This window comes from Oscillospiraceae bacterium (assembly GCA_022483045.1).
Classification (GTDB): Bacteria; Bacillota; Clostridia; order Oscillospirales; family Acutalibacteraceae; genus Caproicibacterium.
Window position 1 is genome coordinate 637,558 of sequence record JAKVOA010000001.1, and the last position, 22,486, is coordinate 660,043.

A 22,486-nucleotide genomic window follows, 5' to 3' on the forward strand; every position below is an offset into this window, starting at 1 on the left:
AATATGGCATTTATTGAATTTAAAGATTTAAAAACTTGGTTCTACACAGATGACGGCATAGTAAAGGCCGTCAATGGCGTCAGCTTTGATATTCCAGAGGGCAAGACCGTGTGCATCGTGGGCGAGTCTGGCTGCGGCAAGAGCGTGACCGCGCTATCCTTAATGCACTTGGTCGAGACGCCTCCCGGCAAAATTGTGGGTGGCCAGATTCTAATGGATGGGACCGACCTGCTTAAAAAGACAGACCGCGAAATGCAGGAAATCAACGGCAAAGAAGTTTCCATGATTTTTCAGGAGCCGATGACTTCTTTAAATCCGGTCTTTACAGTTGGCGACCAGATTATGGAAAACCTGATGGCCCATACGGATATTACCAAAGAAGAAGCTCGCAAAAAGACAATCGATATGATAAAGCTGGTCAATATCCCCCGTGCAGAGGAAATTGTAGACTGCTACCCGCATGAGCTTTCTGGCGGCATGCGCCAGCGCATTATGATTGCTATGGCGCTTATTTGCAATCCGCGCCTGCTGATTGCTGATGAACCCACCACTGCCCTCGATGTCACCATTCAGGCGCAGATCCTTGACCTGATGCGCAAGCTGAAAAAGGAGATGGGTATGTCCATTATGCTGATTACCCATGACCTTGGCGTCGTGGCAGAAATGGCCGACTATGTGGTCGTTATGTATGCCGGCAAAATCGTGGAGAAAGGCGATGTGTACTCCATTTTCAAGAACCCCACACATCCCTACACGGTCGGCCTGCTCAAATCAAAACCGGTGGTCGGCCTGACCAACCACGACGAACGTCTGTATTCCATTCCCGGCCAGGTGCCAAACCCCATTGATATGCCGGAAAACTGCTACTTCAATGAGCGCTGCGCGTTCTGCCAGCAAAAGTGCAAAGAGCAGGTGCCGCAGCTTAGAGAAATAGAAAACGGGCACTTTGTTGCTTGCTTTGAAAAACCAGAAGCGCAGGGAGGTGCCAGCAATGGATGATAATATTCTGCAAGTAAAAAACCTGAAACAGTATTTTCCCATTCGCGGCGGCGTGTTTCAGCGCACGGTCGGCTGGGTAAAGGCGGTTGACGGCGTTTCATTCAATATCAAGCGCGGTGAGACTTTGGGCATTGTGGGCGAGTCCGGCTGCGGCAAGTCCACCTTAGGGCGCAGCATTATGCGCCTGTACAAAATGACCGCGGGCCAGGTGCTGTTTAACGGCGAAGATTTCGGCAAGTACAGCCGCCGGCAGCTGCGCGAAAAGCGCCTGCAAATGCAGATGGTCTTTCAGGACCCGTACTCATCGCTCAATCCGCGTATGACCGTTGGTTCTATTATCGGCGAGGCTCTCACTGACCACAAGCTCGGAACCAAAGAGCAGGTACACAAAAAGGTACTGGAAACGATGGAACTGTGCGGTCTGCCGAAGTATTATATCAACCGCTACCCGCATGAATTTTCCGGCGGCCAGCGGCAGCGTATCGGTATTGCACGCAGCTTGGCGCTAGACCCGTCTTTCATCATTTGCGACGAGCCTGTTTCTGCCCTGGATGTTTCTATTCAGGCGCAGATTATCAACCTGCTCAGTGACCTACAGAAGCAGAAGAACCTTTCCTATATGTTTATTTCGCATGACTTGTCAGTCGTCGAGTACATCAGTGACCGCGTGGCGGTTATGTACCTGGGCAACTTTGTCGAGATGGCCCCGAAAAAGGAGCTGTACGACCACCCGTTGCACCCGTACACCAAGGCACTGCTCTCGGCCATTCCAATTCCTGACCCAACCTATAAGCATAACCGAATTCTACTTGCCGGCGACCTGCCGTCGCCGGCAAATCCGCCGTCCGGCTGCAAGTTCCGTACGCGCTGCCCCATGGCGTGCGATAAGTGTGCCAAAGAGGTGCCGCCGTACCGCAATGTAGGCAACGAGCATTATGTCGCGTGCCATTTCGTAAAACCAGCGGAGGAAAACAGCAATGATTGACCTTTTACATCTTGGTCAGGGCCCCCGGCCCGACCTGATGCAGCGTGACCTGGAGCAGCAGCAGGAAGTGCACCGGCGTGTCGCTGCAGATGCCAGCAAACATCACCTTGCGACCCTTGCCGCCAAAGACAAAGTCGCAGAGGAGACCAAAGCGGACCACAAAGATATTGTCGCCATGATCCTTGCACTGTTCCGCGTTCTGCTGCCCTGGATTTTGGGTGCGATTGCTATTTTCTTCGTTGTTATTTTTCTGATTACCCGCATTTGAGTACCAAGTTTTCGGGATGCCACAAGGGTATAACGGAAGCTTTGGTTCCCAAAGCGCACAAATTTGTCCCGCGGTTTACACGTTCCCGTGTGCCGCGGGATTTTTGCTGCCAATCTCTTTGCTTTGCTGCCTTTGTGGTCCCAAAATGGACCGCAAGTAAAAATTTGTATAAAATTGTTTTATATAGAGATTTACATATACAAAAAGGAAGATTATAGTTGAGATAGATTCAACAAAGGAGAGAGAAATGATGAAATGTACAAAATGCGGTTTTGAGGCGGGAGATTCTAACTTCTGCCCACAGTGCGGCCAGAAAATGCCAAAATCCAAGGGCTTAGTTCCGACAGATACGGCGTCCAAAACGTGGAGCAGCCAAAGCAGTGGGGAAGGTAGTCCCCCAGATTATGCGCCTTTGCAGCAGCAGATATCGCAGAAACCCAAAAAGAAGAATCACCGCCAACTGTTTACACTGCTGTGCGTTGCGGTGACGGCGTTGTTGTGAGGAGCCATAAAAAGCACACAATCAGCATGTTAATCTAGGGAGCATTCTTCAGATCAAATCCGCGTACTTGTATTTTTTACGTATTGATTTCTGCGGCAGTCTGCGGTTCCTAGGATTCATAGGATGTTTTTTGCTGAAAAATGCCCTTCAAAAACCTGCTTTGCAGTGGTAAAATAAACTCATACTATGCCGGAAGAGGCACAGTGCTGTCTTTCGGCTTCTTTGCAATTTAAAAAGAGATGGCAGAGAGGTCGAAAGAATCATTTTGATCATTCTGGTTTCGCAATGCGATGCTATAATATAAACTTCTGTCAATGTGCCTGCACCGCAGAAAGGGCATTTTCGTATACACTCTTTGAGAAATTTCGCCGCTTTGGCGTTGTATAAAGGCTAATACATTATTAAAATGATAAAAATTATAAACTTTTTTTTGAAAACCCCTTGACTTCCCAAAAGAATGCGTATATACTCTAACACATACAAAACATATATGAATTGTACACAAACAATTCGGGCACACAGCCCACAACAAAAATAAGAATTTGACGGAGGGAATTTATCATGGCAAACATTCATAAGAGCTTAACAGAACTGATCGGAAACACACCGCTGCTTGAGCTGACCAACTACGAAAAGAAGCATGATCTCAAAGCAAAGGTTGTCGCAAAGCTTGAGTACTTAAACCCCGCCGGCAGCGTAAAAGACCGTATCGCGCTTGCCATGATCAACGACGCGGAAAAGAAAGGCCTGCTGAAACCCGGCTCTGTCATTATTGAGCCTACCAGCGGCAATACCGGTATCGGTCTTGCCAGCGTCGCAGCAGCCCGCGGCTATCGCATTATCCTCACCATGCCTGAAACCATGAGCGTCGAGCGCCGCAACCTGCTGAAAGCCTATGGCGCAGAAGTCGTGCTTACCGACGGCGCCGCCGGCATGAAGGGCGCTATTGCCAAGGCGGATGAGCTTGCAAAGGAAACCCCCAATTCTTATGTTCCCGGCCAGTTCGTCAACCCGGCAAACCCGGCCGCCCATAAAGCAACCACCGGCCCGGAAATCTGGAAAGATACCGACGGTAAAGTCGACTTCTTCGTGGCAGGCGTGGGCACCGGCGGCACCTTGACTGGCACCGGTTCTTACCTGAAAGAGCAGAATCCGAATGTCAAGGTCATCGCAGTAGAGCCGGCCACTTCTCCAGTGCTCAGCAAGGGCCATGCAGGCCCGCATAAGATCCAGGGCATCGGCGCAGGCTTTGTGCCAAAGACCCTCGATACCAATATCTATGACGAAATCATCGCCGTAGACAATGACCCTGCATTTGTTGTCGGCCGTGAGCTGGCAAAGGTAGAGGGTCTGCTGGTTGGCATCTCTTCCGGTGCAGCAATCTGGGCTGCCACTGAGCTGGCAAAGCGCCCCGAAAATGCAGGCAAGACCATTGTAGCGTTGCTGCCCGACACCGGCGACCGCTACCTTTCCACCGCACTTTTCCAGGATTGATTTGTCTTCACGAATTCATGATTCTAACGATACTCCTCATAAAAAGGCACAGGCTTTTGCCTGTGCCTTTTTTGTGTTTGCCCCCGGAGCGGCGGGCTTGCCGGTCATTTGCACTTTCGTGTAAAAAAGCACCGTACAGAAAAATTCTGTAGGGTGCCTTTTTGCAGTACAAGAGCTTCTTTATCTGCTTACAAGCCTTTCCGCAGTGCTGAGTGCATTCGCGCCGTACCTGAGAGCAGGCGCGGGACTTTTAAAGCCGGACGGAATCGTCTGCTCTGCGCATGCTGAAAGGCAGGGAAGAGTACAGAATCGGAACATATTCGCAGAGAAGCAAAGCAGCGTTCAGCCGCGCCAATTCGACAACCGCCTCAATTGAATGAAACCTTGTTTTCGGTCCGGCATTCTCGCAAAAAAAGGCAGTGGGAAGCAGCTTTTGCATCGAGCGCTGCCACACAAAAAAGCGTTCCAAAAGGAACTCCATAGAAACATCGCAGAGCTGGTATGCGTATCTGCGCAGGCTCCTGTTTTGTGAGCAGGAAACATCTTTTGCAAAAGCATAAATCCAAACCGCGGCACGCTCTTCGTCATCTTTGGTGTCCAAGAGCATCTGCAGCGTGTAGACGGTCCCCTGGTTGGTTGCTTTGGTATCATGCAGAAAAGCAGGCATGTCTTTCTGCATGGTTTCTTTTCTGCGGAAGTATTCTTCACGAGAGAGCCAATCGTAGCCGTAAAAGATGGAGTTCTCTTCCTCAAAGGGAACGTGCAGTTCCGCAAGAGAGACAGGTGCATTTAAAACGGCAGGGCCGCCGGCTGCCTGCACTTTCCAGCATTCATATACTTTTTCCCACGAAACTTCAGACGAGTTTTCCACATCTGATTCCCCCCGATTCTTTAACGGACAAAGGTCAAATACAGTATAACATGGAATCCAGAGGCTGTCATGGCTTTGCAAAGAGTTTTGCACGCAGCAATCAGAACAATTTTTGTATGAAGAATGCGTATGCACAGGAGATAATGAATTTCTGTACTTTAGTTAAAATGAGTTAAAATGCAGTTATACAATAGACAAGAAGAAAGAGCAGTACTATACTATAATCACTAAGTATTTTGGCTAAAGTACATGAGAAAAGCGATACAATAAGGAGGAAACCATGGCAAAACTAAGCGCCATCATGAGCTTTACTGCGGGGTTAAATATGGCACGCTTAAAAAAAAGTATCAAGGAAGATACGGCTTACACGGTTGATGATCTTGACAACGACCTTTTAGGAATCGACAGAAAAGTGCCAGGGAAAGAAGCCGCAGGAGAGTATACAGTAAAATCTGGTGACACTGTTATATGCTTAACACGCAGCCAAGCAACCATCATTACACCGGTAACAACTGGTAAATATATCAATGTAAATTTTGTAAAATGCATTTTTGATGAAAAGATAATGAATGCGTGGTATTTTTGCTATCTTTTCAATGAATCACCAGCAGTGAGACACCAAATGGCAAAAGTTCAGCAGGGTTCAATTACCGGTGTTTCAAAGCTTACACTCAATCATATTGGCAATTTAGAGATAGGGATTTTGCCGGATATTGAAACACAAACGAAAATCGGCTGTATTTACAAACAGGCTCTGCACACAGAATACTTAATGAAAATACAAGCCGAGCAGGTCAAGCAATTTACACTTTCGTTTATCAATCATATTCATAAGCAACAGGGAGAATAAAATGACAGAAAACAGCAAGGATCTTTTGACCGTTTTATGGAGCGGCGCCGACATACTGCGTGGAAAGATGGACGCAAATGACTACAAAAACTATTTACTCGGTATCGTTTTTTACAAATATCTTTCAGACACCTTCCTTTATAAAGTTTATGACCTGAAAGAGGACAAAGTGCCGGAAACGATGGAACAGGCACAAAAAGCTTATGAAGAAATCTATGCCAGTGAGGACAGAGACGCACTGTTGCAGGAAGTAAAGGAAGAGTGCCATTACATCATTGAGCCGAGCCTTACCTTTACAAAATTGGCGGACGATGTTAATACAAACCAGTTTCAACGTGAAAATCTAAAAAAAGCTTTTAATGATGTAGAAACTTCAGATGTTATTTTTGCTGGTTTGTTTGCGGACGTTGACCTTTACTCCACCAAACTGGGCAGTGCGGAGCAGAAACAAAACGACACGATTGCAGATTTAATAGAAGTAATCAATACGGCTGACTTAATGAACCGTGATGGAGATGTATTGGGCGATGCCTATGAGTATATGATAGGGAAGTTTGCCTCTGAAACCGGCAAAAAGGCGGGAGAGTTTTACACCCCGCAGGCAGTTTCTCGGCTTTTAACGCAGATTGCTATACATGGGCAAGAGGACAAAAAGGGCTTGTCAGTCTATGACCCAACGATGGGTTCGGGTTCCCTTCTGCTGAATGCAAAAAAATATTCAAAATATCCGGAATATATTCGCTATTACGGGCAGGAATTGATGACCTCTACTTATAATCTGGCACGCATGAATATGTTCCTGCACGGAGTTGCACCGGAAAACCAGCATTTGAAAAATGGCGATACACTGGACGCGGACTGGCCGACCAATGAACTAACTAATTTTGATATGGTGCTGATGAACCCGCCATATTCACAGGTCTGGAAACCGGTTCAAGGCTTTGTGTATGACCCGCGTTTTGAGGATTATGGAGGAGTTCTTGCGCCAAAGTCAAAAGCCGACTACGCATTTTTACTGCATGGCTTTTATCATTTGAAAAGAGGCGGAACGATGGCAATCGTTCTGCCGCACGGTGTTTTGTTTCGCGGCGGCAAAAAACAATCCGCCGAGTTTTACTGAATAAAGGCTTTATTTATGCCGTCATTGGGTTGCCGGCAAATTTGTTTTATAATACCTCTATACCGACAACAATTATTGTACTGAAAAAGGACCGTGATGGCAGAGACGTGCTGATGATTGACGCATCGAAGCAATTCAGCAAGGAAAAGAAAAAGAATTTGATGACGCCGGAAAACATCGCGCATATTTTAAAGCTGTACCTCGACCGCACAGACGTGAAAAAAGAAGCGCACTTGGCGTCTTATGAAGAAATCAAAAAGAATGACTTTAACTTAAACATTCCACGCTATGTAGATACTTTTGAGCCAGAGCCGGAAATCAGCTTGAGCGAGCTTGCTGACGACATGAAAAAGACCGGCGCAGAGATTGCAAAGTCAAAGGAAAGCTTACTTTCCATGATGAAAGAGCTTGACGCAGACAGCCCGGAGGAACAGGCGGCGCTGTCGGACTTTTTTGAAAGTGATGGAGGATATGTGACATGGCAAACGTACCCAAAATCAGGTTTCAGGGTTTTACTGGCGCTTGGGAACAGCGTAAGTTCGAGGATATAGCCATCAGAGCGTCATCTATCAGTTCAGTGAGTGATCTTCCACGAGTGGAATATGAAGATATAATCTCTGGAACCGGCCGCTTGAACAAGAATGTATATGCTAAAAGAAGTGAGAAATCTGGAATCGAGTTTCATCAGGGCGATGTGCTATATGGGAAGCTTCGACCTTATCTTCAAAACTGGCTTTTACCTTTGTTTTCTGGGCTTGCTGTCGGTGATTTTTGGGTTTTGCAGCCTCAAAATACAGATAGCGGATTCCTTTATAGATTAATTCAAAGCCGCCAGTTTGATGAAGTTGCAAACCAATCGACCGGAACAAAGATGCCAAGAGCCGATTGGAAGCTTGTAGCCAAAACGGAATTTTCTATACCCAAAACCATTCAGGAACAAGCGGCTATTGGCACCTACTTCCGCAATCTCGACAACCTTATCACTCTTCAACAGCGGAAGTTAGATGGCTTGCAAAAATTCAAAAAGGCCATGCTGCAAAAAATGTTCCCCAAAGCCGGCAGCAGCCAGCCGGAAATCAGGTTTCAGGGTTTTACTGGCGATTGGGAACAGCGTAAGCTAAGCGAGATAGCAACAGAAGTCAACAGAAACGACCCTGAATCGAATGCTCCCATAATGATGATAACGGCAAACAATGGCTTTATTGAGCAGTCTGAACGATACGCATTCAATAACGCAGGCGAGAGCTTGAAGAAATATATTCTGCTTAAAAAGAGTGAACTTGCTTATAATCACGGTGCATCAAAGCTTCGTCCCTATGGATCGTGCTTTGCGCTTACCACATCTGAAAACGCCCGTATTCCCTTGATGTCTGCACAAAAATGACCGGTTCCGATGCTGTTTCTTTGGGACAGTACCGGGGCTTTTCTCTTACCCTAATTTATGACGGCACCAGCAATGAGTACCGCATGACGATGAAAGGCACACTCTCTCACACGGTGGTGCTTGGCGCTGATGTATTCGGCAATATCACTCGTATGGATAATGCTCTTGAAGCATTTCCCGATAAGCTAAATAAAGTGCCATTACCGGTGAATCTGCCCCTGTTATCCGTGAGGCGGGCGGTGACCGCAGTGCCGTTACAGGCGGCACAACCGTTCTATCCGACTGGATCATTGTTACCGTAACAAGCGAACCCGGAGAGAGCTTTCTCGATAAGATGATTTCTATGGTAGAGGCGCGTCAAGAAAGAAAACACCGAATGAAATTGCCCTTCAGATTTTCTTGGTTGCCCTCTCTATCATCTTTATCTTAGTAACAATGTCTCTTTATACTTATTCTGTTTTTTCAGCAAAGCAGGCAGGAATTGAAAATCCCACCTCTGTTACAACTTTGGTAGCGCTTCTCGTCTGCCTTGCACCAACCACCATAGGTGCATTACTTTCTGCAATCGGCATTGCCGGAATGTCTCGACTGAATCAGGCAAATGTGCTCGCTATGAGTGGCCGTGCTATTGAAGCAGCAGGTGATGTAGATATTCTAATGAATGGAAAGTTATTAAGAATCAGTTTAAAGAAAAGGTTATAAATAGTGACTTTAGTGAATTGACTGATTTTATTGAATCTCTTGACAATGTTACCGTTCGCAAGTGGTATATTGCTCACGATAGAAAGATACCTGAAATTATCGATAAAAGTCTTCCACTGGAGGAACAAGCAAGAAAGGCCTGTGAATTGCGAAATAGATACAGAACTCAGGCAAGAGATTTAATGCGGGATCAAAAGACGAGAAAAGCATTAGATATTGAACATTCAAATAAAACCTTTGAAGAGACAATTCAAGATAAAATGAAGAGAAAAGGAATTAGCAGAGATGAAGCCTTGGCGGATATCGTTAAGACATCAGCTAAACCTAACAAAACAGTTAATAGGCAGCTAGGATTGGAGGAATAGGGTATGTGCGACTATAATATTTGCAATCAATCAGACGAAAACATTTTTTATAAACAATGTTTAGCAATTGAAAAGCACATTCCAAACCTTGATAAAGATTCATTATTGACCGATGTAGACAACTCCCTAATTCAAATTTATAGGAGCGGAAAAAATACAATTCGAGTTTATAATGATGTCGCAATAGATGCTGTTTATGTTAAATCCGATATTCCATTAGAGCCATTTTTTAAGTAAATGTTTAAACCGCCCAGCATAAAGCTCAGCGGTATTTTTACGCCCAATTTCAGAAGCAAGCAGCCTTTTTTGAGGGCTGCTTTTTTCATACTTTTAATTTTTGGGCGATCTGCAGTCCTAATAAAGCAGATCATTCGCGGCGCTGTGCAGGTGATACCATGCCCACAGAAGTGATTGTAGCCCTGATTGCTTTTGCCGGAACAGCAGCTGGCAGCTGGGCCGGCGTGCGAAAATCCAATCAGCTGGTGGAGTTTCGACTAAGGAAACTGGAAGAAAAAGTGGAGAAGCACAATCATTTGGTTGAGCGTATGGCGAAGGTGGAGGATTCCGCAAAATCTGCGCATCACCGAATCGACGAGGTACATACAGAATTGGAGGCATTACATAATGAAAATTAATTGGAAAGTTCGTGTTAAAAATAAGACATTTTGGCTGGCGCTTATCCCGGCTGCTCTGCTGCTGGCGCAGGTGGTGGCGGCGCCGTTTGTCTACAAATGGGACTACGGAATTTGCAGTCAGGAGCTTACAGCGATTGTGAACGCGCTGTTTGTGCTGCTGTCGATTCTTGGTGTGGTCAACGACCCGACCACTGCCGGCGTCGGTGACAGCAGTCAGGCGCTGGGTTACACCGTGCCTGCTAGCGATCCAACTAATGGACAAAGGTAATTTAATATAGGTATAATGATGCCCCCAGCGGACGGCCTTTTGCGGCTGCCTGCCGGGGGCATTTTTTGTTTATGCAGTAGTCAAATTATAAAAAGTAGTCAAAAGGTAGTCAAAACTAAAAATGACAAAAAATATCCGCATGGTCAAAGCCCCAAAATGGCTTAACCATGCGGTTTATCATATGGTCCCCCGACCAATGATAAATCCGAACTCTCAATATCGCTAAATGAAATTCGTTTTGCACCATCTTTATAATTGAACGTGATGAGAATGTAGTCGTCGTATACAACAACAGCGTTGACAAATCGATCAATAAGTATGCGCCGCGAGTCAAGGCTTTTGATATCTGTTTTCCTAAAATACTCCAACCAGCAGATAACCTGTTCTCGCGTAAACATAGGACGCTGCATCTCTTCTTGGGCGATGTTCAGCTCCAAATCGCTCTTTTCTTTTTCCAGTTCATCGAGGCGTTGCTTTGTCGAGGAGTTGAAAATCCCTGCCTGAATTGCATTGAGCATGTTTTGAATTCCGCGTTCTACTTCTACCAACTGCTTTTTTAAAAGTGGAAGCGCACCGCTTTCATGCGTTTGCAAATTCATAACAGCTTCAGCAATTTTGTTCAAGAAGTTGTCGTCCATAATTTTTTCCATTATAGCTTTGACAACGGCATCCTCGATAGGCTGTTTCCGAACAGTTTTGCGTTTTGCATTGCATGTCTTATGTCGCTTTGTATTCACGCAGCGGTAGTATCGATATTTTGCTTTGGCCTCACCAGTGCCGCTTTCTTCAACCATAAAAGCTTTGCATGTTCCGCAAAACAGTTTTGTAGTCAACAGATAATCATCGTCTGCCTTGTGTCTGGCCGGCGCTTTTTTGTTTTTTACTAATCTGTCTTGGACACGATTGAATAATTCCTGCGGTACGATTACGGAAATCCCACCAGGAGTAACAATATCTCGATAGCGATATTCGCCGATATATTTGCGATTATGCAGAAGGGCAGCGACAAAATTGAGATCAACCTTTTTGCCGCGTATGGTTGTTACGCCCGTATCCTGTAGCTACTTCATAATTTCTTTCATTGTCTTGCCGGAGTCATATTGCTTGAAAATTTCCAGTACAATAGTAGCCCTATCGTTGTCGATCTGATAATGTCTGTCCGCATCGATGCTATACCCAAAAGTTGGTGTCCCGCCGTTATACTTACATTTTAATGCATTTTCAGTATGCCCGCGAAGAACCTTAACAGAAAGCTCCGCAGAATAGTATTCAGCCATACCTTCAAGCATGGATTCCAAAATAATACCTTCCGGTCCATCCGCAATATTCTCTTTTGCTGAGATTACTCTGACGCCGTTTTTCTTCAAAGCAGCTTTGTAATGGGCACTGTCATAACGGTTGCGGGCGAACCGATCCAGTTTCCATACCACAACAACATCAAAAAGCCCCTTGGCGCTGTCCCGTATCATATTAAGAAAAGCAGGTCGGTTGTCTGTCTTAGCGGAGTAAGCACGATCAATGTAGTTCTGGATAATTGAGATTCCGTTCTTCTCACAGTATTCTTTACATTCACGAAATTGCCCTTCGATGCTTTCTTCGCGTTGCCCTTCGCTGGAATAGCGAGCATAAATGACGCCATTCATTATTGCTTTCCCTCCTCCAGCATTCTTACCAGTGTTTTTTTAATTTTGTGTTCATCGGCGATTTCGGATCAAAGCACATCTCTACGAACCGCCTCATTTCGACATTGTTTTCTACCTTCTCACGAACTGCTTGAGGTTCAAACTGGTACAATTTGCCTTGCGGTGTATCAAAAATATAATCAAGTGAAACATCAAAATAATCAGCATACCAACGAAATGTTTCTATCGACGGCACCGACTGTCCGCTTTCATAGCGGTTGATGCTCGACTGACGGGTGCCAGCGATATCAGACAACTAATTCTGTGACAAGCCTATGCTTTCTCGCAGAGCCTTGAGGCGTTGCCCAATAATAATCATATCTATGCTCCTCTGTAAAAAGGCAATTACGGGATAGCACAAAACGACATTTTTATATACGGTATAAACATAATTATTTATGCACACTATTCTTTGCACTTACAACTATATGTTCGCATAGATCAAGCGAATAATACTACAAATTCATTTTTGCTCTATCTGCATACCAATATCTTTTGAAATTTGATTAATAAATCTCTGAAACATTGGCGCGTTATTTTTTTCAAATTGGACTGATATTTCCGTCCTTGGCATATCAGAAGTATAAGTCCTTCCATCCCGCATATCGTTTACAGTCCAATTCATGGGAACGACCACGAAAATGATTTTACCTTTTATGAAAAATTTTGGCGCACAGTATATCAGGCGTTCAATTCGCTTCCCACCAAATGAATAATCGGATGTCGTTGAGCCGATTTTTTTACAGATATGTATCAGATTGTCCTTCACATCGATCGTATCGCCCAAACTGCGCAATTCCGGCTGAGAATGTAGTTGGATTTCGTCAGACTGCCGTGCAGCCGAGGATTGCTGTACGGCTGAAGGCTGCTGCGCTGCTGAAGATTCGCTTGAAGGCTGGATATACGGAAGCGGCCGAGGGTAACCACTTCCATTTTCCGCGCAATCGTTTATGGATGGCTTTACGCCCATTTTTTTCAATAAATATTGCTGATATGTCATCAATATCGCTCGCGGCTTGGAACCTTCAAATGGACCGACTATTCCGGCCTCTTCCATCATGTCGACCAGTCTGCCCGCCCTTGAATAACCAAGATTCAACCTGCGCTGGAGCATTGACGTGGATGCCTGCTTCGTTTCAAAAACGACTTCGACGGCAGATTCGAACAGGTCATCCTTATCTTCGGCTCCCCTAATTTGTTCGCCGCCTGAAAAAGCGTCGATTGCTTTTTGCTGAAGGGATTTTATGTCGGTTACCCAGGTCTTGCGCATTGCCTGAGTAAATTTGCTGATCTCATCATCAGGCAGAAAAATGTCCATACATTTTGTGACATTGCTTTGCAGCTTGAACAGCATTTCGCCTGGATATTGCAGTTCTTCCGCCCCGTTTGCATCCAGGATCATTCGGGAAGCCGACCTTGACGTCGTGTAGAAGCTCACGCGACATGGAATATTTGCTTTGATGTCCGGAGTCAAAATTTTTGAAGATGGAACCGCAGTTATCAGAAGGCAATGCACTTTGGCTTTTCTACCGATTTTCAGCAATTCCGCCAAAGAAAAGCTGCAGTCAGAATTGACGGCAAGCTCGGAATAATCATCTAGGATCATAAAAATATCGGCCTTATTATCGGTCCCGACGTTTGAAAACTCTTGGAGACGGTTTCTTGCTTCTGCAAGTGTCCATCGCAAAGCGCCTGTCGCCTTTGAAGAATCGTTGATTACAGGCAAAAGCATATGGCTGTCGCCGTTCATAAAAGAATAGTCCACCATCTTGGAATCATAAATAATGAATTTCACAGCATCCGACGAATAACAGGTTATCAAGCTCAGAATGACCGAGCGGACAAAAGATGTTTTTCCACTGCCTGTCGTACCCGCGACGAGCAGATTGGAAACACATGCGATGTCTTCCGTCAGTGTTTCTCCGTTTGCAAGTGTCCCAACAGGGATCACAAGTTTTCCTTCACTTTCAGTGAATTCCCTGCTTTGCAAAGCCTTCTTGAAACCGCTGTCAGCATCCAATAAGCTGAGGGTGCTGATAGAACTTTGTGCCATTTCCATCAAATGGTCCTTTCTTCTGCAACAGCGGATAGGATATCATCTTTTTCAATCGTTGAAATTGCTTTGGCATCGCTGTAGCCTGCAGCCGATAACCTTTTTGCCTGTTGAGTAACGGTCTTTTCAAAGATATTTCGTACGCCGCGGCCGTTTCCAATCGATGCCGCCGACACAGTTTGAAAATATGTATTCAACGCCGTTTTGGCTTCATCCGAAAGATAGTATTGGTTATTAGTGCATAATCTGCCAAAGATATCAGACAATTCTTCCGTGTTGTAATCGTCGAAATGGATGTACCGATTAAATCTGGAAGCAAGCCCGGGGTTTGAATTGATGAATTTTGTCATGAGGTCATCGTAGCCTGCAACGATGACAACCAGATTATCGCGGTGGTCCTCCATTGCTTTCAGAAGTGTGTCGATCGCTTCCTGGCCAAAATCATTTTCACCGCCGCCCGAAAGCGTATATGCTTCATCGATGAAAAGTACCCCGCCGATTGCTTTATTGATTACTTCAGAAGTTTTAATAGCCGTCTGCCCAACATAGCCTGCGACCAGGCCACTTCTATCGGTTTCGATCAGTTGCCCGGAAGACAGAAGTCCAAGAGCCTTGTATATCTTCGCAACGCATCTTGCAACTGTCGTCTTTCCGGTACCGGGGTTTCCCGTGAAAACAAGATGCAGAGAAAGAGCGGGTACTTTGAGCCCTTGTTCTTTCCGAACTTTTTGGAGCCGTACCACCTGTAACAGGTCTTCAATTTCCTTTTTAACGTTTTGCAGGCCTGTCAGCGCTTTCAGCTCTTTTATAGCCTCTTCGATCGAGGCCTCGGTGTTCGCCTCATTCCAGTCGATATCCTCAGCGGTTATTTCTGTCACATTCTCAACGCCATCGTCGATGTTCTTAGCAATCCTATTCGACTGCCTGAGAATGGTCGCCTCAAAAAAGTTTCTGACATCACGCCCGTTGCCATCGTTCAAATGATGAGACACCTTGTACTCAAAACAGGCGTTGACCTTATCTTTTGCACCTGCTGTTTCAGTATATTTATTTTTATCACAGAGCGATTCAAAGATCATGCACAATTCGTGAGCGGTATAATCTTCAAAATGTATATAGTGATTGAAACGTGATTTCAGGCCGGGGTTTGAATCGATAAATTTCTGCATACGTTCATCATATCCCGCGACAATCACGGCCAGATCATTACGATTATCCTCCATATCTTTTAAAAGGGTATCAATCGTTTCCTGACCGTATCCTTGATCATTGCCATCTGCCAGCGTGTAGGCTTCATCGATAAAAAGAACGCCTCCAATGGCTTTCTTAACGAGTTCATGTGTTTTGATCGCGGTTTGTCCCACGTATCCGGCTACCAGATCATTGCTTTCCGCTTCAACGAGTTGTCCCTTGGACAGCACTCCGATGCCCTTATATATTTGCGCGACCAAACGCGCCACAGTTGTTTTTCCCGTGCCTGGGTTACCGGTAAACACCAGATGGTATGACATTGGAGCCGGTGGATACCCTCTCTTTTTTCTGATTTCCTGAACGCGGGCAAAATTTATGATGTCGTCGATCTCCTTTTTCGCCGCCTTCAAGCCAATGAGGTCATGAAGAGCATCCAGTGCATTTTCTTCTTTTCCTGCAATTTTACCGCTTGATTTTCTAATATCGTATGACTTAGGGGCAACATCATTGCTGCTGCTTGCGGTCACATATTCATATGGATCGACATCAAATTTGTAAGGGTTGATTCCTTTGCTGTCGCATGCATCAATGAGGACCTGATAGCAGCGGGAGACCATACGCGCTTCTTCAAATGTCACGGCATCATCGATTAAGACAAACGTTAGATAGATCAGTTTCATTCCCTCTGCAAATTTCCGGCAGAAGACAGTTTTATTCTTAACATCATATTCGATCATATCGACGAAAAAGTCAGGCACTCTCATCGTGACGTTATGTTCTGAGAGAAACGCCATGGCTTCGTTTACATCCCGAGCCGTATACTCTACCCGTTCGGTCTCTTTTGTATATATCTCGTTTATAGCTTCGGTACAGGCATCGGCGTTGGTCGAAAAACTGTACCAGAAATACAGCGCGTTAGAACGACTGAAGGCATCGATTTGTTTTGAGAGATCCTTATCGTTTGCTGGATATGCCTGAACGAAAGACAGGATCGCCTTTTGGTACGTAACATGAAGCTGTTCTGAATATTTACTCATGATTCACGCCCTCAATGGAGAAATAGTGCGCCAACTCTTTTATCAACCCATTGTCGCTGTATGCAGCGTCACTTTCTTTGGCGATTTCAGATATCTGCTTTCCATCGGTTACTGAAGGCCTGGACTCATCAATCGGTGTTTTATCCGGGAGTATCACTTCAGGCTGTTTCTGGGGTATAATTGATTTTTTAGAACATTTATAATCCTTATATTTTTCAAAAGAAGGACTCAGTATGGCGGAAACATTGGTATTTGACAGTTGAAAGCTGATTAAGAATCCATCTGGGACAGACATTGTAAATGTGCCATACCGGTAAACCGGATATTTTTGATTTTGGCGATATCGCATATCCGGGGTGCCGTTCCGGTTCATATATTGCCATGTCCAGTCGACGATCTCTGCGTCTTTTGCCGTGCTTTTGCCTTTTTCAATGAATCGTGTGGTGGAAAATGTAAAATTCATTTCATTATATTTATAGCCGGATATTGAAGCGCCATGAATGACGAGTATGAGGCTCGGCATGAAAATAATAAAATAATGCTTGCAGGCCACCTGAATTACCTGTGCGGGAATCTTTATCTTCCCTGCGTTAGAGCCATAAGGACGAATGATTTTTATACTCTTTACTGAGCTCCTATTTATGGTTTGATTCGCCCCTGCGTTATTCTTAACATCCGCAACAGCGGCCGAGGATTCGACTAACCACATTCTCCTGCAATTTTTTAACATTGAAAGTGATTCCGCCATTGTATGCCATTCGCTTTGATCGCTTTCATCCAATTCATCATCTATTCTGACAGCGAATGATTTCCTAAAGACGATCCGAAGGACTATCAATATCGCAGAGAGGAGCAGAAAAAGCACATTGACCGGAAACAAAATAATGCTCAGTATCAGCAGAGCAAGCCAAATCCCGGAGATGATTCTGGCGCATTTGATTCTATTAATTATGGCAGCGGTATCGCTCGTAATAAATTCTGCCGATCCGGAACCCAAATGGATTTGTGACGAATATTGCGTTTTGCCGGCGGTATTCGGAGATACCTCGCGTTTTGCCGGCGCCTTTTTCGCATCGAGCTTTTTTCTGTAGTATATGCCATTGCTGCCGGCATTAAAATATGTGCCGCGTGGCCCCGATGAAATTCTGGCTCCTTTTACGCCTGTGGAAACGCCTATTCCAGATTTTGAGAAATTAAGGCGAAATGGTCCCAAAGATTTGCTTTTTCTAAAATACCACCCCATATTAAAGGCCCCCATATTGAGATTTGTCATTTGTGTTCAATGATACTTATGCGTTTACTTGGTATTAACTCGCTTAACATATTTACCACTTTTTATTCGCGCATCTTTTGGCTTTTCAGCATTGACCGGAATTGCCCACGAGTATCCGATGCGAAAAGCCCCAGGTATACGGCCGTTAGTGCAAAGCACCTGTATTCTTCTGCGTGATAGACCCCATTTTTCAGATGTCTGACGAATTGATATGTACTCCATAATGGGCCTCCAATATTAGACCGAAATTAGGAATCCGCAATCCTAAAATGCGATATTAATATTTACATTCGTTTGCCATAATTTTTTGCAAAGACGCTTCATATCATTTGGCTATTCGACGGTCATACATATACGCAGTATGTTATTAATATTATAGGCTCATCTGCGAATAAAATCAATGCTGGTCTTGACTCAATCGTAAATGTGCATTCATTTCATTTCATTGACCGTCCTGCAAGCAGGGCAAAGCGGGCCCCACTTTGCATTTTGCTTGTTGAGGGCAATGCCCCCAAACCCCTTTGATCGCATGATTACATCATGCGGCTGCGCATCCTTTGGATGCTGAATACTGTTTGAACTTTTTCTTGAGACATTTTTACGTATATTTTGGATTGATCTTTCTTGCTATTTGAAAGACAAAGAAAAAATTTTATCGCATTGCTATAAAAAGCCCTTTCTCGCTGCCTACAAGTTGAAGGGGCAGATTCCTCTTCAAACCGAAATACCTGGTTGGCGACGAGGAGGCGTAAAAGTCTAATTTGAAAAGAAGCGGCTATGCAACTGGCAAAGAAGAACAAGCTGAGGAGATTCAAAAGCAAGGCGAACCGATAACAAAAACACCTGACAATGATATTGAGGCTCTGGCTCGCGTCTTACTGCCAGAAGTTCAGAAATTCTACGAAAGCAAGGATGGTAAAAGGCTCTTTGCTGATTGGAAAGCAAAAATGGATAATGAGAATTGACCAAAGCAAAAAGGCGGAGACATCCAAATCGGATGCCTCCGCCTTTTCATTATTGTCCAAAATCTTCAAAGAAAGTGATAAATCCGAACCCGTCCCCGATTGGGAAGAAATGGTTCGGATTATCATTGTTTGGTCCGAGTGGCGAGACTTGAACTCACGGCCTCTTGACCCCCAGTCAAGCGCGCTACCAACTGCGCCACACCCGGATGCAATTTCACAACGTTAAATATTTTATCACATAATTCTGAAAAAAGCAAGCATTACTTTCGAGCTGCGGCGGCAGTTTATCCAATCAAATCAATCCGTCCTTTTATTTTTTACCAGTCAAAAGATTTGAGAACGGCAAAGAAACTTTCGTATTTTAATTCATCAAATTCATCAAACAAAAGAGAAAAATCTATATTTTGATACCGATAATCCACAATTTGTGTTTCAAAGGTCATTGCTTTTCTGAGCAATGTCACACCCGCAGCCTTTTAATGTTTTGCGCTGTAAAGTTCTGTGGTCCCATTATTGCTGCCAAAGCATACAGGGAATGGAACTCTGCTTCCAACAGAATGATGCATCAGCTGTCGAAAGAACGCAAGCCGCTGTGTACGGATTTTTCCCCCGCAAATTTGTGCCTCTTTTTGCATACCATAAGGAGAAGGGGGAATGCAATCTATGGCCGAGCACTATCCGTTTCAAAATTTTCCGCTGCCCTATGCCTATGATGCACTGGAACCGTACATCGACACTAAGACCATGCATCTGCACCACGACAAACATCTGCAGACCTACATCGATAACCTAAACCGCGCGCTTTCTGCATGTCCCGCACAGCAGAACAGCACATTGCCGCAGCTGCTCTGCTGCACACACTTGCCGCGGGCAAAGGAAGAGGAAATTCTGCACAACGCCGGCGGCGTCTGGAACCACCGGCTCTACTTTGCGGGTCTCGCGTCGGCCGGCTCCAAGGTACCCAGTGGCGCGCTTGCCGAGGCGATTTCCTGCCGTTTTGGCAGCTTTGAGGCATTTCAGCAGCAATTTACCGCCGCTGCGCTGTCGGTATTCGGTTCTGGCTATGCATGGCTTGCAGCGGCCCGCTGCGGGCGTTTGCTGCTTTTCACGACACCCAACCAAGAGACGACCCTCTGCCGCGGGCTGCGCCCGCTTCTTTGCCTGGACGTATGGGAACACGCCTATTACTTGAAGCACTTTAATAAGCGCGTCGACTACATTGCCGACTGGTTTCAGGTTGTCAACTGGGCGCAGGCAGAGCAACAGTACGCATTTTGCAGCCGAAAAAACGCAAAAAATGAAAAACAGGATTGAAAAAAGGCCGCAAAACAACTATTATTAACAATGGCTGTGTTTCGTTCTATGAATTTTAAAAACAGAGGAGAGTCAAAATGAAACGTTCCAAACAGGTAATCGGCTACCTGCCGGACGAAAAACCAGAGGGCTGGAAGCTGCTTCTTTATGCGATTCAGCAGGTTATCGTCATGTTTCCGGCTACCGTTACGGTTGCGCTCATCACCGGATTCCAGGTATCTACCACCATCTTTGCCAGCGGCCTTTCCACCCTGTGCTTTATTCTGATTACAGGTAAAAAGATTCCGCTGTACTACGGCTCCAGTTTTTCGTACCTGACGGCCATTTCCAGTATGGTTGCGGCGCAGGGCACGCAGCAGCAGCTGGCCGCTTTTAAGGCCACCGGCATTCTGCCTACTGAGCTCATCTCTTACGCGCAGTTTGGCATTATCCTTTCAGGTTTGGTTTCCGTTGCGGCTGGTCTTTTGGTGCGCTACAGCGGGCAGAATGCCGTGGAAAAGATTCTGCCGCCCAGCATTACCGGCTCCATCTCCATGGTTATCGGCCTTACTCTCGCTGGCAGCGCGCTGAGCAGCGCGGCGCCGGTCTCCGGTGGCAAGGGCGCAACCGGCACAAATTGGGTATGGGTTGTTTCGCTTATTACCCTGCTGTCCACCATCCTGTTTGCCCGCTATCTCAAGGGCGTGCTCGCGCAACTGCCGCTGCTCTTGGGTGCGCTGGTCGGGTGCGCGGCGGCTGGGCTCCTATATGCCTTTGGCGGGGCGGATTTCAGCCTCTTCCGCCAGATGCCGCAGGACGCATTAAACGCTTCCCTGTGGTCCTGGGGACCGTTTGCGGTGCCGGCATTTTCACTGCCGAAAGTCTCCATACCAGCTTTGGTTGCCATTATGCCTATTGCTATTGCAACCATACCCGAATCTACCGCACACATCTATCAGTTGGATGTCTACGTGAATAACTTAGCCGACCAAAAGGGTAAGAAACACTATCCACTGGCGCAGATGCTCGACCGCAACCTCATCGGCGACGGTCTGTGCGACATGATCTCTGGTTTTGTCGGCGGGCCTGCGGGTACCAACTACGGCGAAAACCTAAGTACCATGGCAATTACCAAAGTGTTTTCCGTGCCGGTCCTCATTGCCGCGGCCATTATCGCCATGGTGGTGTCGTTCTTTACACCGCTTATGCAGGTCATTTACGGGATCCCACTGGCGGTCATTGGCGGACTGGAAATCTACCTGTTCGGTGCCATTGCGGCACAGGGCATTGCTATTATGATCGACCGCAAAGTGGATATGTTCAGTTCCAAAAACATTGCGGTCATTGCCTCGGTACTGGTTATCGGTATCGGCGGGCAGTACGCTTTTAACGGCAATATCCCGTTTTTCGGTATGCAGGTTCCCTGCATTGCCGGTGCTGCCATTTTTGGCATTGCGCTCAATCTGCTTTTGAGCATTGGTGACAAAAAGAGAGCTGCAGGAGCTTCTGAAGAAGCCTCCGCAAAAGAATAAGCACTTCTGCATATTTGCGCCCCGCGGGAACTAACCCCCGCGGGGCTTTGCGTTTTCTGTAGTTCACTGTACAAAAATTCCGTACAGAAAAATATACGAATGTTACAAAAGGGGACTGCACTTCTTGTTTGCGGAAAATTCTGTCCTTGTAACTTTCTGCCGAATGTTATAGAATAAAATAGAAAGCACAGCAGGGAAAGCGGGCTGCGGCCTTGGCCGCCCCGTGGGAAAAGCCCCTGCGCCGCAAAAACCCCTGACGTGCGGGTCTTTCGGCAAAAAACAGGAGGTACGGCATGGATGTAACAATCAGAAAAGAAGCTCCCGGTGACCGCTACGCCGCGGAATATATGACCAAAAAGGCATTCTGGAACCTGCACTTTCCGGGCTGCAGTGAGCATTACCTGGTGCACCGCCTGCGTCGCGACGCCGCCTATCTACCGCAGCTTTCGCGTGTGGCAGAGTACAAAGGCCAAATCGTCGGCGCCATCTACTGCGCAAAGGCTTTTGTGCGCAGCAGCGAGGGAAAACAGCTGCCAGTCTTGACCTTTGGTCCGCTGTGTGTCGAGCCGGATTTTCAGAAGCGGGGTATCGGCGGACAGCTGCTCCAAACCGTTATGCGTCTTGCCGGTGAAGCCGGGTGGAAAGGCGTTGTCATTTACGGTGAAACTTCGTACTATCCGCGTTTTGGTTTTGCTGCGGGAACCCGCTTTGGCATCACGGACGAAAAGGGCGAAAATCCCTCTGCGCTGATGGCTGCTGAGCTTATTCCCGGGGGCCTCGCAGAGATTTCTGGGCAGTTTTACGAGCCATCGGTCTACATCAATCTGCCGCAGTCGGAGGTAGACCAATACGATAAGCTGTTTCCGTATCTAGAAAAACGGGTGCTGCCGGGGCAGTGGAAACTGTAAAAAAGCGGCGCTTCCTCCTTGCTTTCAGCAACTTTCATCATAATACTGCTGTTTTACTTGCAATAAATTATGTAATGTGCTATATTCTGCTTGTGGATTTCTCTTTTTT

At 46.1% G+C, this 22,486-nt stretch carries 25 protein-coding genes, 1 tRNA gene and 2 pseudogenes; 18 read left to right on the top strand and 10 right to left on the bottom strand.

From position 1 onward, the window contains the following. The first annotated feature begins 3 nt into the window (after nt 1-3). The 5 genes from LKE53_03040 (at nt 4) to cysK (ending at nt 4,248) form a co-directional block, all read left to right on the top strand. A complete protein-coding gene (locus tag LKE53_03040) occupies nt 4-999 on the top strand; it encodes an ABC transporter ATP-binding protein (protein MCH3971738.1) in 996 nt (331 codons plus the stop codon). Next, complete coding sequence (locus LKE53_03045) at nt 992-1,984, top strand: dipeptide ABC transporter ATP-binding protein (GenBank protein ID MCH3971739.1); 993 nt, start codon at nt 992-994, stop codon at nt 1,982-1,984. Before LKE53_03040 ends, LKE53_03045 begins: the two co-directional genes overlap by 8 nt. Next, nucleotides 1,977-2,252 carry a hypothetical protein gene (locus LKE53_03050; protein MCH3971740.1) on the top strand — a complete coding sequence of 92 codons (276 nt, stop codon included), beginning with the start codon at nt 1,977-1,979 and terminating at the stop codon, nt 2,250-2,252. The genes LKE53_03045 and LKE53_03050 overlap by 8 nt, the downstream gene beginning before the upstream one ends. A gap of 250 nt (nt 2,253-2,502) precedes the next feature. Then, a complete protein-coding gene (locus LKE53_03055; GenBank protein MCH3971741.1) occupies nt 2,503-2,754 on the top strand; it encodes a hypothetical protein in 252 nt (83 codons plus the stop codon). A gap of 561 nt (nt 2,755-3,315) precedes the next feature. Continuing rightward, nucleotides 3,316-4,248 (top strand): cysteine synthase A, encoded by a 933-nt coding sequence (cysK, locus tag LKE53_03060; protein ID MCH3971742.1) that lies wholly within the window; start codon nt 3,316-3,318, stop codon nt 4,246-4,248. Nucleotides 4,249-4,498: 250 nt separating this feature from the next. Here cysK and LKE53_03065 read toward each other — a convergent pair whose 3' ends face one another. Continuing rightward, nucleotides 4,499-5,119 (bottom strand): hypothetical protein, encoded by a 621-nt coding sequence (locus LKE53_03065; protein ID MCH3971743.1) that lies wholly within the window; start codon nt 5,117-5,119, stop codon nt 4,499-4,501. A gap of 280 nt (nt 5,120-5,399) precedes the next feature. On the opposite strand from LKE53_03065, the gene LKE53_03070 reads away from it, so the two are divergent. The 9 genes and pseudogenes from LKE53_03070 (at nt 5,400) to LKE53_03110 (ending at nt 10,443) form a co-directional block, all read left to right on the top strand. After that, complete coding sequence (locus tag LKE53_03070) at nt 5,400-5,969, top strand: hypothetical protein (protein MCH3971744.1); 570 nt, start codon at nt 5,400-5,402, stop codon at nt 5,967-5,969. Nucleotide 5,970: 1 nt separating this feature from the next. After that, nucleotides 5,971-7,535, top strand: a pseudogene (locus tag LKE53_03075) (type I restriction-modification system subunit M). 32 nt (nt 7,536-7,567) lie between these two features. After that, a complete protein-coding gene (locus tag LKE53_03080) occupies nt 7,568-8,473 on the top strand; it encodes a restriction endonuclease subunit S (protein MCH3971745.1) in 906 nt (301 codons plus the stop codon). Further along, nucleotides 8,470-8,775: a hypothetical protein gene (locus LKE53_03085; protein ID MCH3971746.1), complete on the top strand. Its 306-nt coding sequence runs from the start codon at nt 8,470-8,472 to the stop codon at nt 8,773-8,775. The genes LKE53_03080 and LKE53_03085 overlap by 4 nt, the downstream gene beginning before the upstream one ends. After that, a pseudogene (locus LKE53_03090) lies at nt 8,667-9,133 on the top strand (potassium-transporting ATPase subunit B). The gene LKE53_03085 and the pseudogene LKE53_03090 overlap by 109 nt, the downstream one beginning before the upstream one ends. Before the next feature lie 59 nt (nt 9,134-9,192). Continuing rightward, complete coding sequence (locus LKE53_03095) at nt 9,193-9,540, top strand: hypothetical protein (protein MCH3971747.1); 348 nt, start codon at nt 9,193-9,195, stop codon at nt 9,538-9,540. Nucleotides 9,541-9,543: 3 nt separating this feature from the next. Then, nucleotides 9,544-9,777, top strand: coding sequence for a hypothetical protein (locus LKE53_03100; GenBank protein MCH3971748.1), 234 nt, complete (start codon nt 9,544-9,546; stop codon nt 9,775-9,777). A gap of 158 nt (nt 9,778-9,935) precedes the next feature. After that, nucleotides 9,936-10,175, top strand: a complete 240-nt coding sequence (locus LKE53_03105; protein MCH3971749.1) for a hypothetical protein — start codon at nt 9,936-9,938, stop codon at nt 10,173-10,175. Then, on the top strand, nt 10,165-10,443 hold the full coding sequence (locus tag LKE53_03110; protein ID MCH3971750.1) for a phage holin: 279 nt from the start codon (nt 10,165-10,167) through the stop codon (nt 10,441-10,443). The genes LKE53_03105 and LKE53_03110 overlap by 11 nt, the downstream gene beginning before the upstream one ends. A gap of 161 nt (nt 10,444-10,604) precedes the next feature. Here the strand turns inward: LKE53_03110 and LKE53_03115 are convergent, their stop codons facing one another. The 7 genes from LKE53_03115 to LKE53_03145 form a co-directional block, all read right to left on the bottom strand. Further along, on the bottom strand, nt 10,605-11,276 hold the full coding sequence (locus LKE53_03115; GenBank protein MCH3971751.1) for a zinc ribbon domain-containing protein: 672 nt from the start codon (nt 11,274-11,276) through the stop codon (nt 10,605-10,607). A gap of 228 nt (nt 11,277-11,504) precedes the next feature. Further along, complete coding sequence (locus tag LKE53_03120) at nt 11,505-12,086, bottom strand: recombinase family protein (GenBank protein MCH3971752.1); 582 nt, start codon at nt 12,084-12,086, stop codon at nt 11,505-11,507. Between the two features lie 25 nt (nt 12,087-12,111). Further along, entirely contained in the window at nt 12,112-12,381 is a 270-nt protein-coding gene (locus tag LKE53_03125; GenBank protein MCH3971753.1) for a helix-turn-helix domain-containing protein, read from the bottom strand. Between the two features lie 207 nt (nt 12,382-12,588). Beyond that, complete coding sequence (locus LKE53_03130; GenBank protein ID MCH3971754.1) at nt 12,589-14,184, bottom strand: hypothetical protein; 1,596 nt, start codon at nt 14,182-14,184, stop codon at nt 12,589-12,591. Next, a complete protein-coding gene (locus LKE53_03135; GenBank protein ID MCH3971755.1) occupies nt 14,184-16,406 on the bottom strand; it encodes an AAA family ATPase in 2,223 nt (740 codons plus the stop codon). Before LKE53_03135 ends, LKE53_03130 begins: the two co-directional genes overlap by 1 nt. Further along, complete coding sequence (locus LKE53_03140; GenBank protein MCH3971756.1) at nt 16,399-17,649, bottom strand: DUF4236 domain-containing protein; 1,251 nt, start codon at nt 17,647-17,649, stop codon at nt 16,399-16,401. The genes LKE53_03135 and LKE53_03140 overlap by 8 nt, the downstream gene beginning before the upstream one ends. A gap of 54 nt (nt 17,650-17,703) precedes the next feature. After that, entirely contained in the window at nt 17,704-17,901 is a 198-nt protein-coding gene (locus tag LKE53_03145; protein MCH3971757.1) for a DNA-binding protein, read from the bottom strand. 539 nt (nt 17,902-18,440) lie between these two features. Between LKE53_03145 and LKE53_03150 the strand changes: the two genes are divergently transcribed. Then, nucleotides 18,441-18,644, top strand: a complete 204-nt coding sequence (locus LKE53_03150) for a hypothetical protein (GenBank protein ID MCH3971758.1) — start codon at nt 18,441-18,443, stop codon at nt 18,642-18,644. 130 nt (nt 18,645-18,774) lie between these two features. On the opposite strand, the gene LKE53_03155 is transcribed toward LKE53_03150, so the two are convergent. Both LKE53_03155 and LKE53_03160 read right to left on the bottom strand, forming a co-directional pair. Continuing rightward, a tRNA-Pro gene (locus tag LKE53_03155) sits at nt 18,775-18,850 on the bottom strand. A gap of 111 nt (nt 18,851-18,961) precedes the next feature. Continuing rightward, nucleotides 18,962-19,108 carry a hypothetical protein gene (locus tag LKE53_03160; protein ID MCH3971759.1) on the bottom strand — a complete coding sequence of 49 codons (147 nt, stop codon included), beginning with the start codon at nt 19,106-19,108 and terminating at the stop codon, nt 18,962-18,964. Nucleotides 19,109-19,307: 199 nt separating this feature from the next. Between LKE53_03160 and LKE53_03165 the strand changes: the two genes are divergently transcribed. From LKE53_03165 to LKE53_03175, 3 genes are all read left to right on the top strand, one after another. Further along, nucleotides 19,308-19,958, top strand: coding sequence for a superoxide dismutase (locus LKE53_03165; protein MCH3971760.1), 651 nt, complete (start codon nt 19,308-19,310; stop codon nt 19,956-19,958). A gap of 77 nt (nt 19,959-20,035) precedes the next feature. Further along, nucleotides 20,036-21,469, top strand: coding sequence for a xanthine permease (locus LKE53_03170; GenBank protein ID MCH3971761.1), 1,434 nt, complete (start codon nt 20,036-20,038; stop codon nt 21,467-21,469). Nucleotides 21,470-21,762: 293 nt separating this feature from the next. Continuing rightward, a complete protein-coding gene (locus LKE53_03175; GenBank protein ID MCH3971762.1) occupies nt 21,763-22,377 on the top strand; it encodes an N-acetyltransferase in 615 nt (204 codons plus the stop codon). The last annotated feature ends 109 nt before the right edge of the window (nt 22,378-22,486 follow it).

What these genes read in the sequence shown, in the direction of transcription:
- LKE53_03175 (MCH3971762.1), top strand. Translation starts at nt 21,763, where the DNA reads ATGGATGTAACAATCAGAAAAGAAGCTCCCGGTGACCGCTACGCCGCG.
- LKE53_03145 (MCH3971757.1), bottom strand. Translation starts at nt 17,901, where the DNA reads ATGGAGTACATATCAATTCGTCAGACATCTGAAAAATGGGGTCTATCA.
- LKE53_03085 (MCH3971746.1), top strand. Translation starts at nt 8,470, where the DNA reads ATGACCGGTTCCGATGCTGTTTCTTTGGGACAGTACCGGGGCTTTTCT.
- LKE53_03140 (MCH3971756.1), bottom strand. Translation starts at nt 17,649, where the DNA reads ATGGGGTGGTATTTTAGAAAAAGCAAATCTTTGGGACCATTTCGCCTT.
- LKE53_03120 (MCH3971752.1), bottom strand. Translation starts at nt 12,086, where the DNA reads ATGAATGGCGTCATTTATGCTCGCTATTCCAGCGAAGGGCAACGCGAA.
- LKE53_03105 (MCH3971749.1), top strand. Translation starts at nt 9,936, where the DNA reads ATGCCCACAGAAGTGATTGTAGCCCTGATTGCTTTTGCCGGAACAGCA.
- LKE53_03110 (MCH3971750.1), top strand. Translation starts at nt 10,165, where the DNA reads ATGAAAATTAATTGGAAAGTTCGTGTTAAAAATAAGACATTTTGGCTG.
- LKE53_03100 (MCH3971748.1), top strand. Translation starts at nt 9,544, where the DNA reads ATGTGCGACTATAATATTTGCAATCAATCAGACGAAAACATTTTTTAT.
- LKE53_03080 (MCH3971745.1), top strand. Translation starts at nt 7,568, where the DNA reads ATGGCAAACGTACCCAAAATCAGGTTTCAGGGTTTTACTGGCGCTTGG.
- cysK (MCH3971742.1), top strand. Translation starts at nt 3,316, where the DNA reads ATGGCAAACATTCATAAGAGCTTAACAGAACTGATCGGAAACACACCG.
- LKE53_03135 (MCH3971755.1), bottom strand. Translation starts at nt 16,406, where the DNA reads ATGAGTAAATATTCAGAACAGCTTCATGTTACGTACCAAAAGGCGATC.
- LKE53_03055 (MCH3971741.1), top strand. Translation starts at nt 2,503, where the DNA reads ATGAAATGTACAAAATGCGGTTTTGAGGCGGGAGATTCTAACTTCTGC.
- LKE53_03040 (MCH3971738.1), top strand. Translation starts at nt 4, where the DNA reads ATGGCATTTATTGAATTTAAAGATTTAAAAACTTGGTTCTACACAGAT.
- LKE53_03130 (MCH3971754.1), bottom strand. Translation starts at nt 14,184, where the DNA reads ATGGAAATGGCACAAAGTTCTATCAGCACCCTCAGCTTATTGGATGCT.
- LKE53_03170 (MCH3971761.1), top strand. Translation starts at nt 20,036, where the DNA reads ATGAAACGTTCCAAACAGGTAATCGGCTACCTGCCGGACGAAAAACCA.
- LKE53_03070 (MCH3971744.1), top strand. Translation starts at nt 5,400, where the DNA reads ATGGCAAAACTAAGCGCCATCATGAGCTTTACTGCGGGGTTAAATATG.
- LKE53_03165 (MCH3971760.1), top strand. Translation starts at nt 19,308, where the DNA reads ATGGCCGAGCACTATCCGTTTCAAAATTTTCCGCTGCCCTATGCCTAT.
- LKE53_03050 (MCH3971740.1), top strand. Translation starts at nt 1,977, where the DNA reads ATGATTGACCTTTTACATCTTGGTCAGGGCCCCCGGCCCGACCTGATG.
- LKE53_03045 (MCH3971739.1), top strand. Translation starts at nt 992, where the DNA reads ATGGATGATAATATTCTGCAAGTAAAAAACCTGAAACAGTATTTTCCC.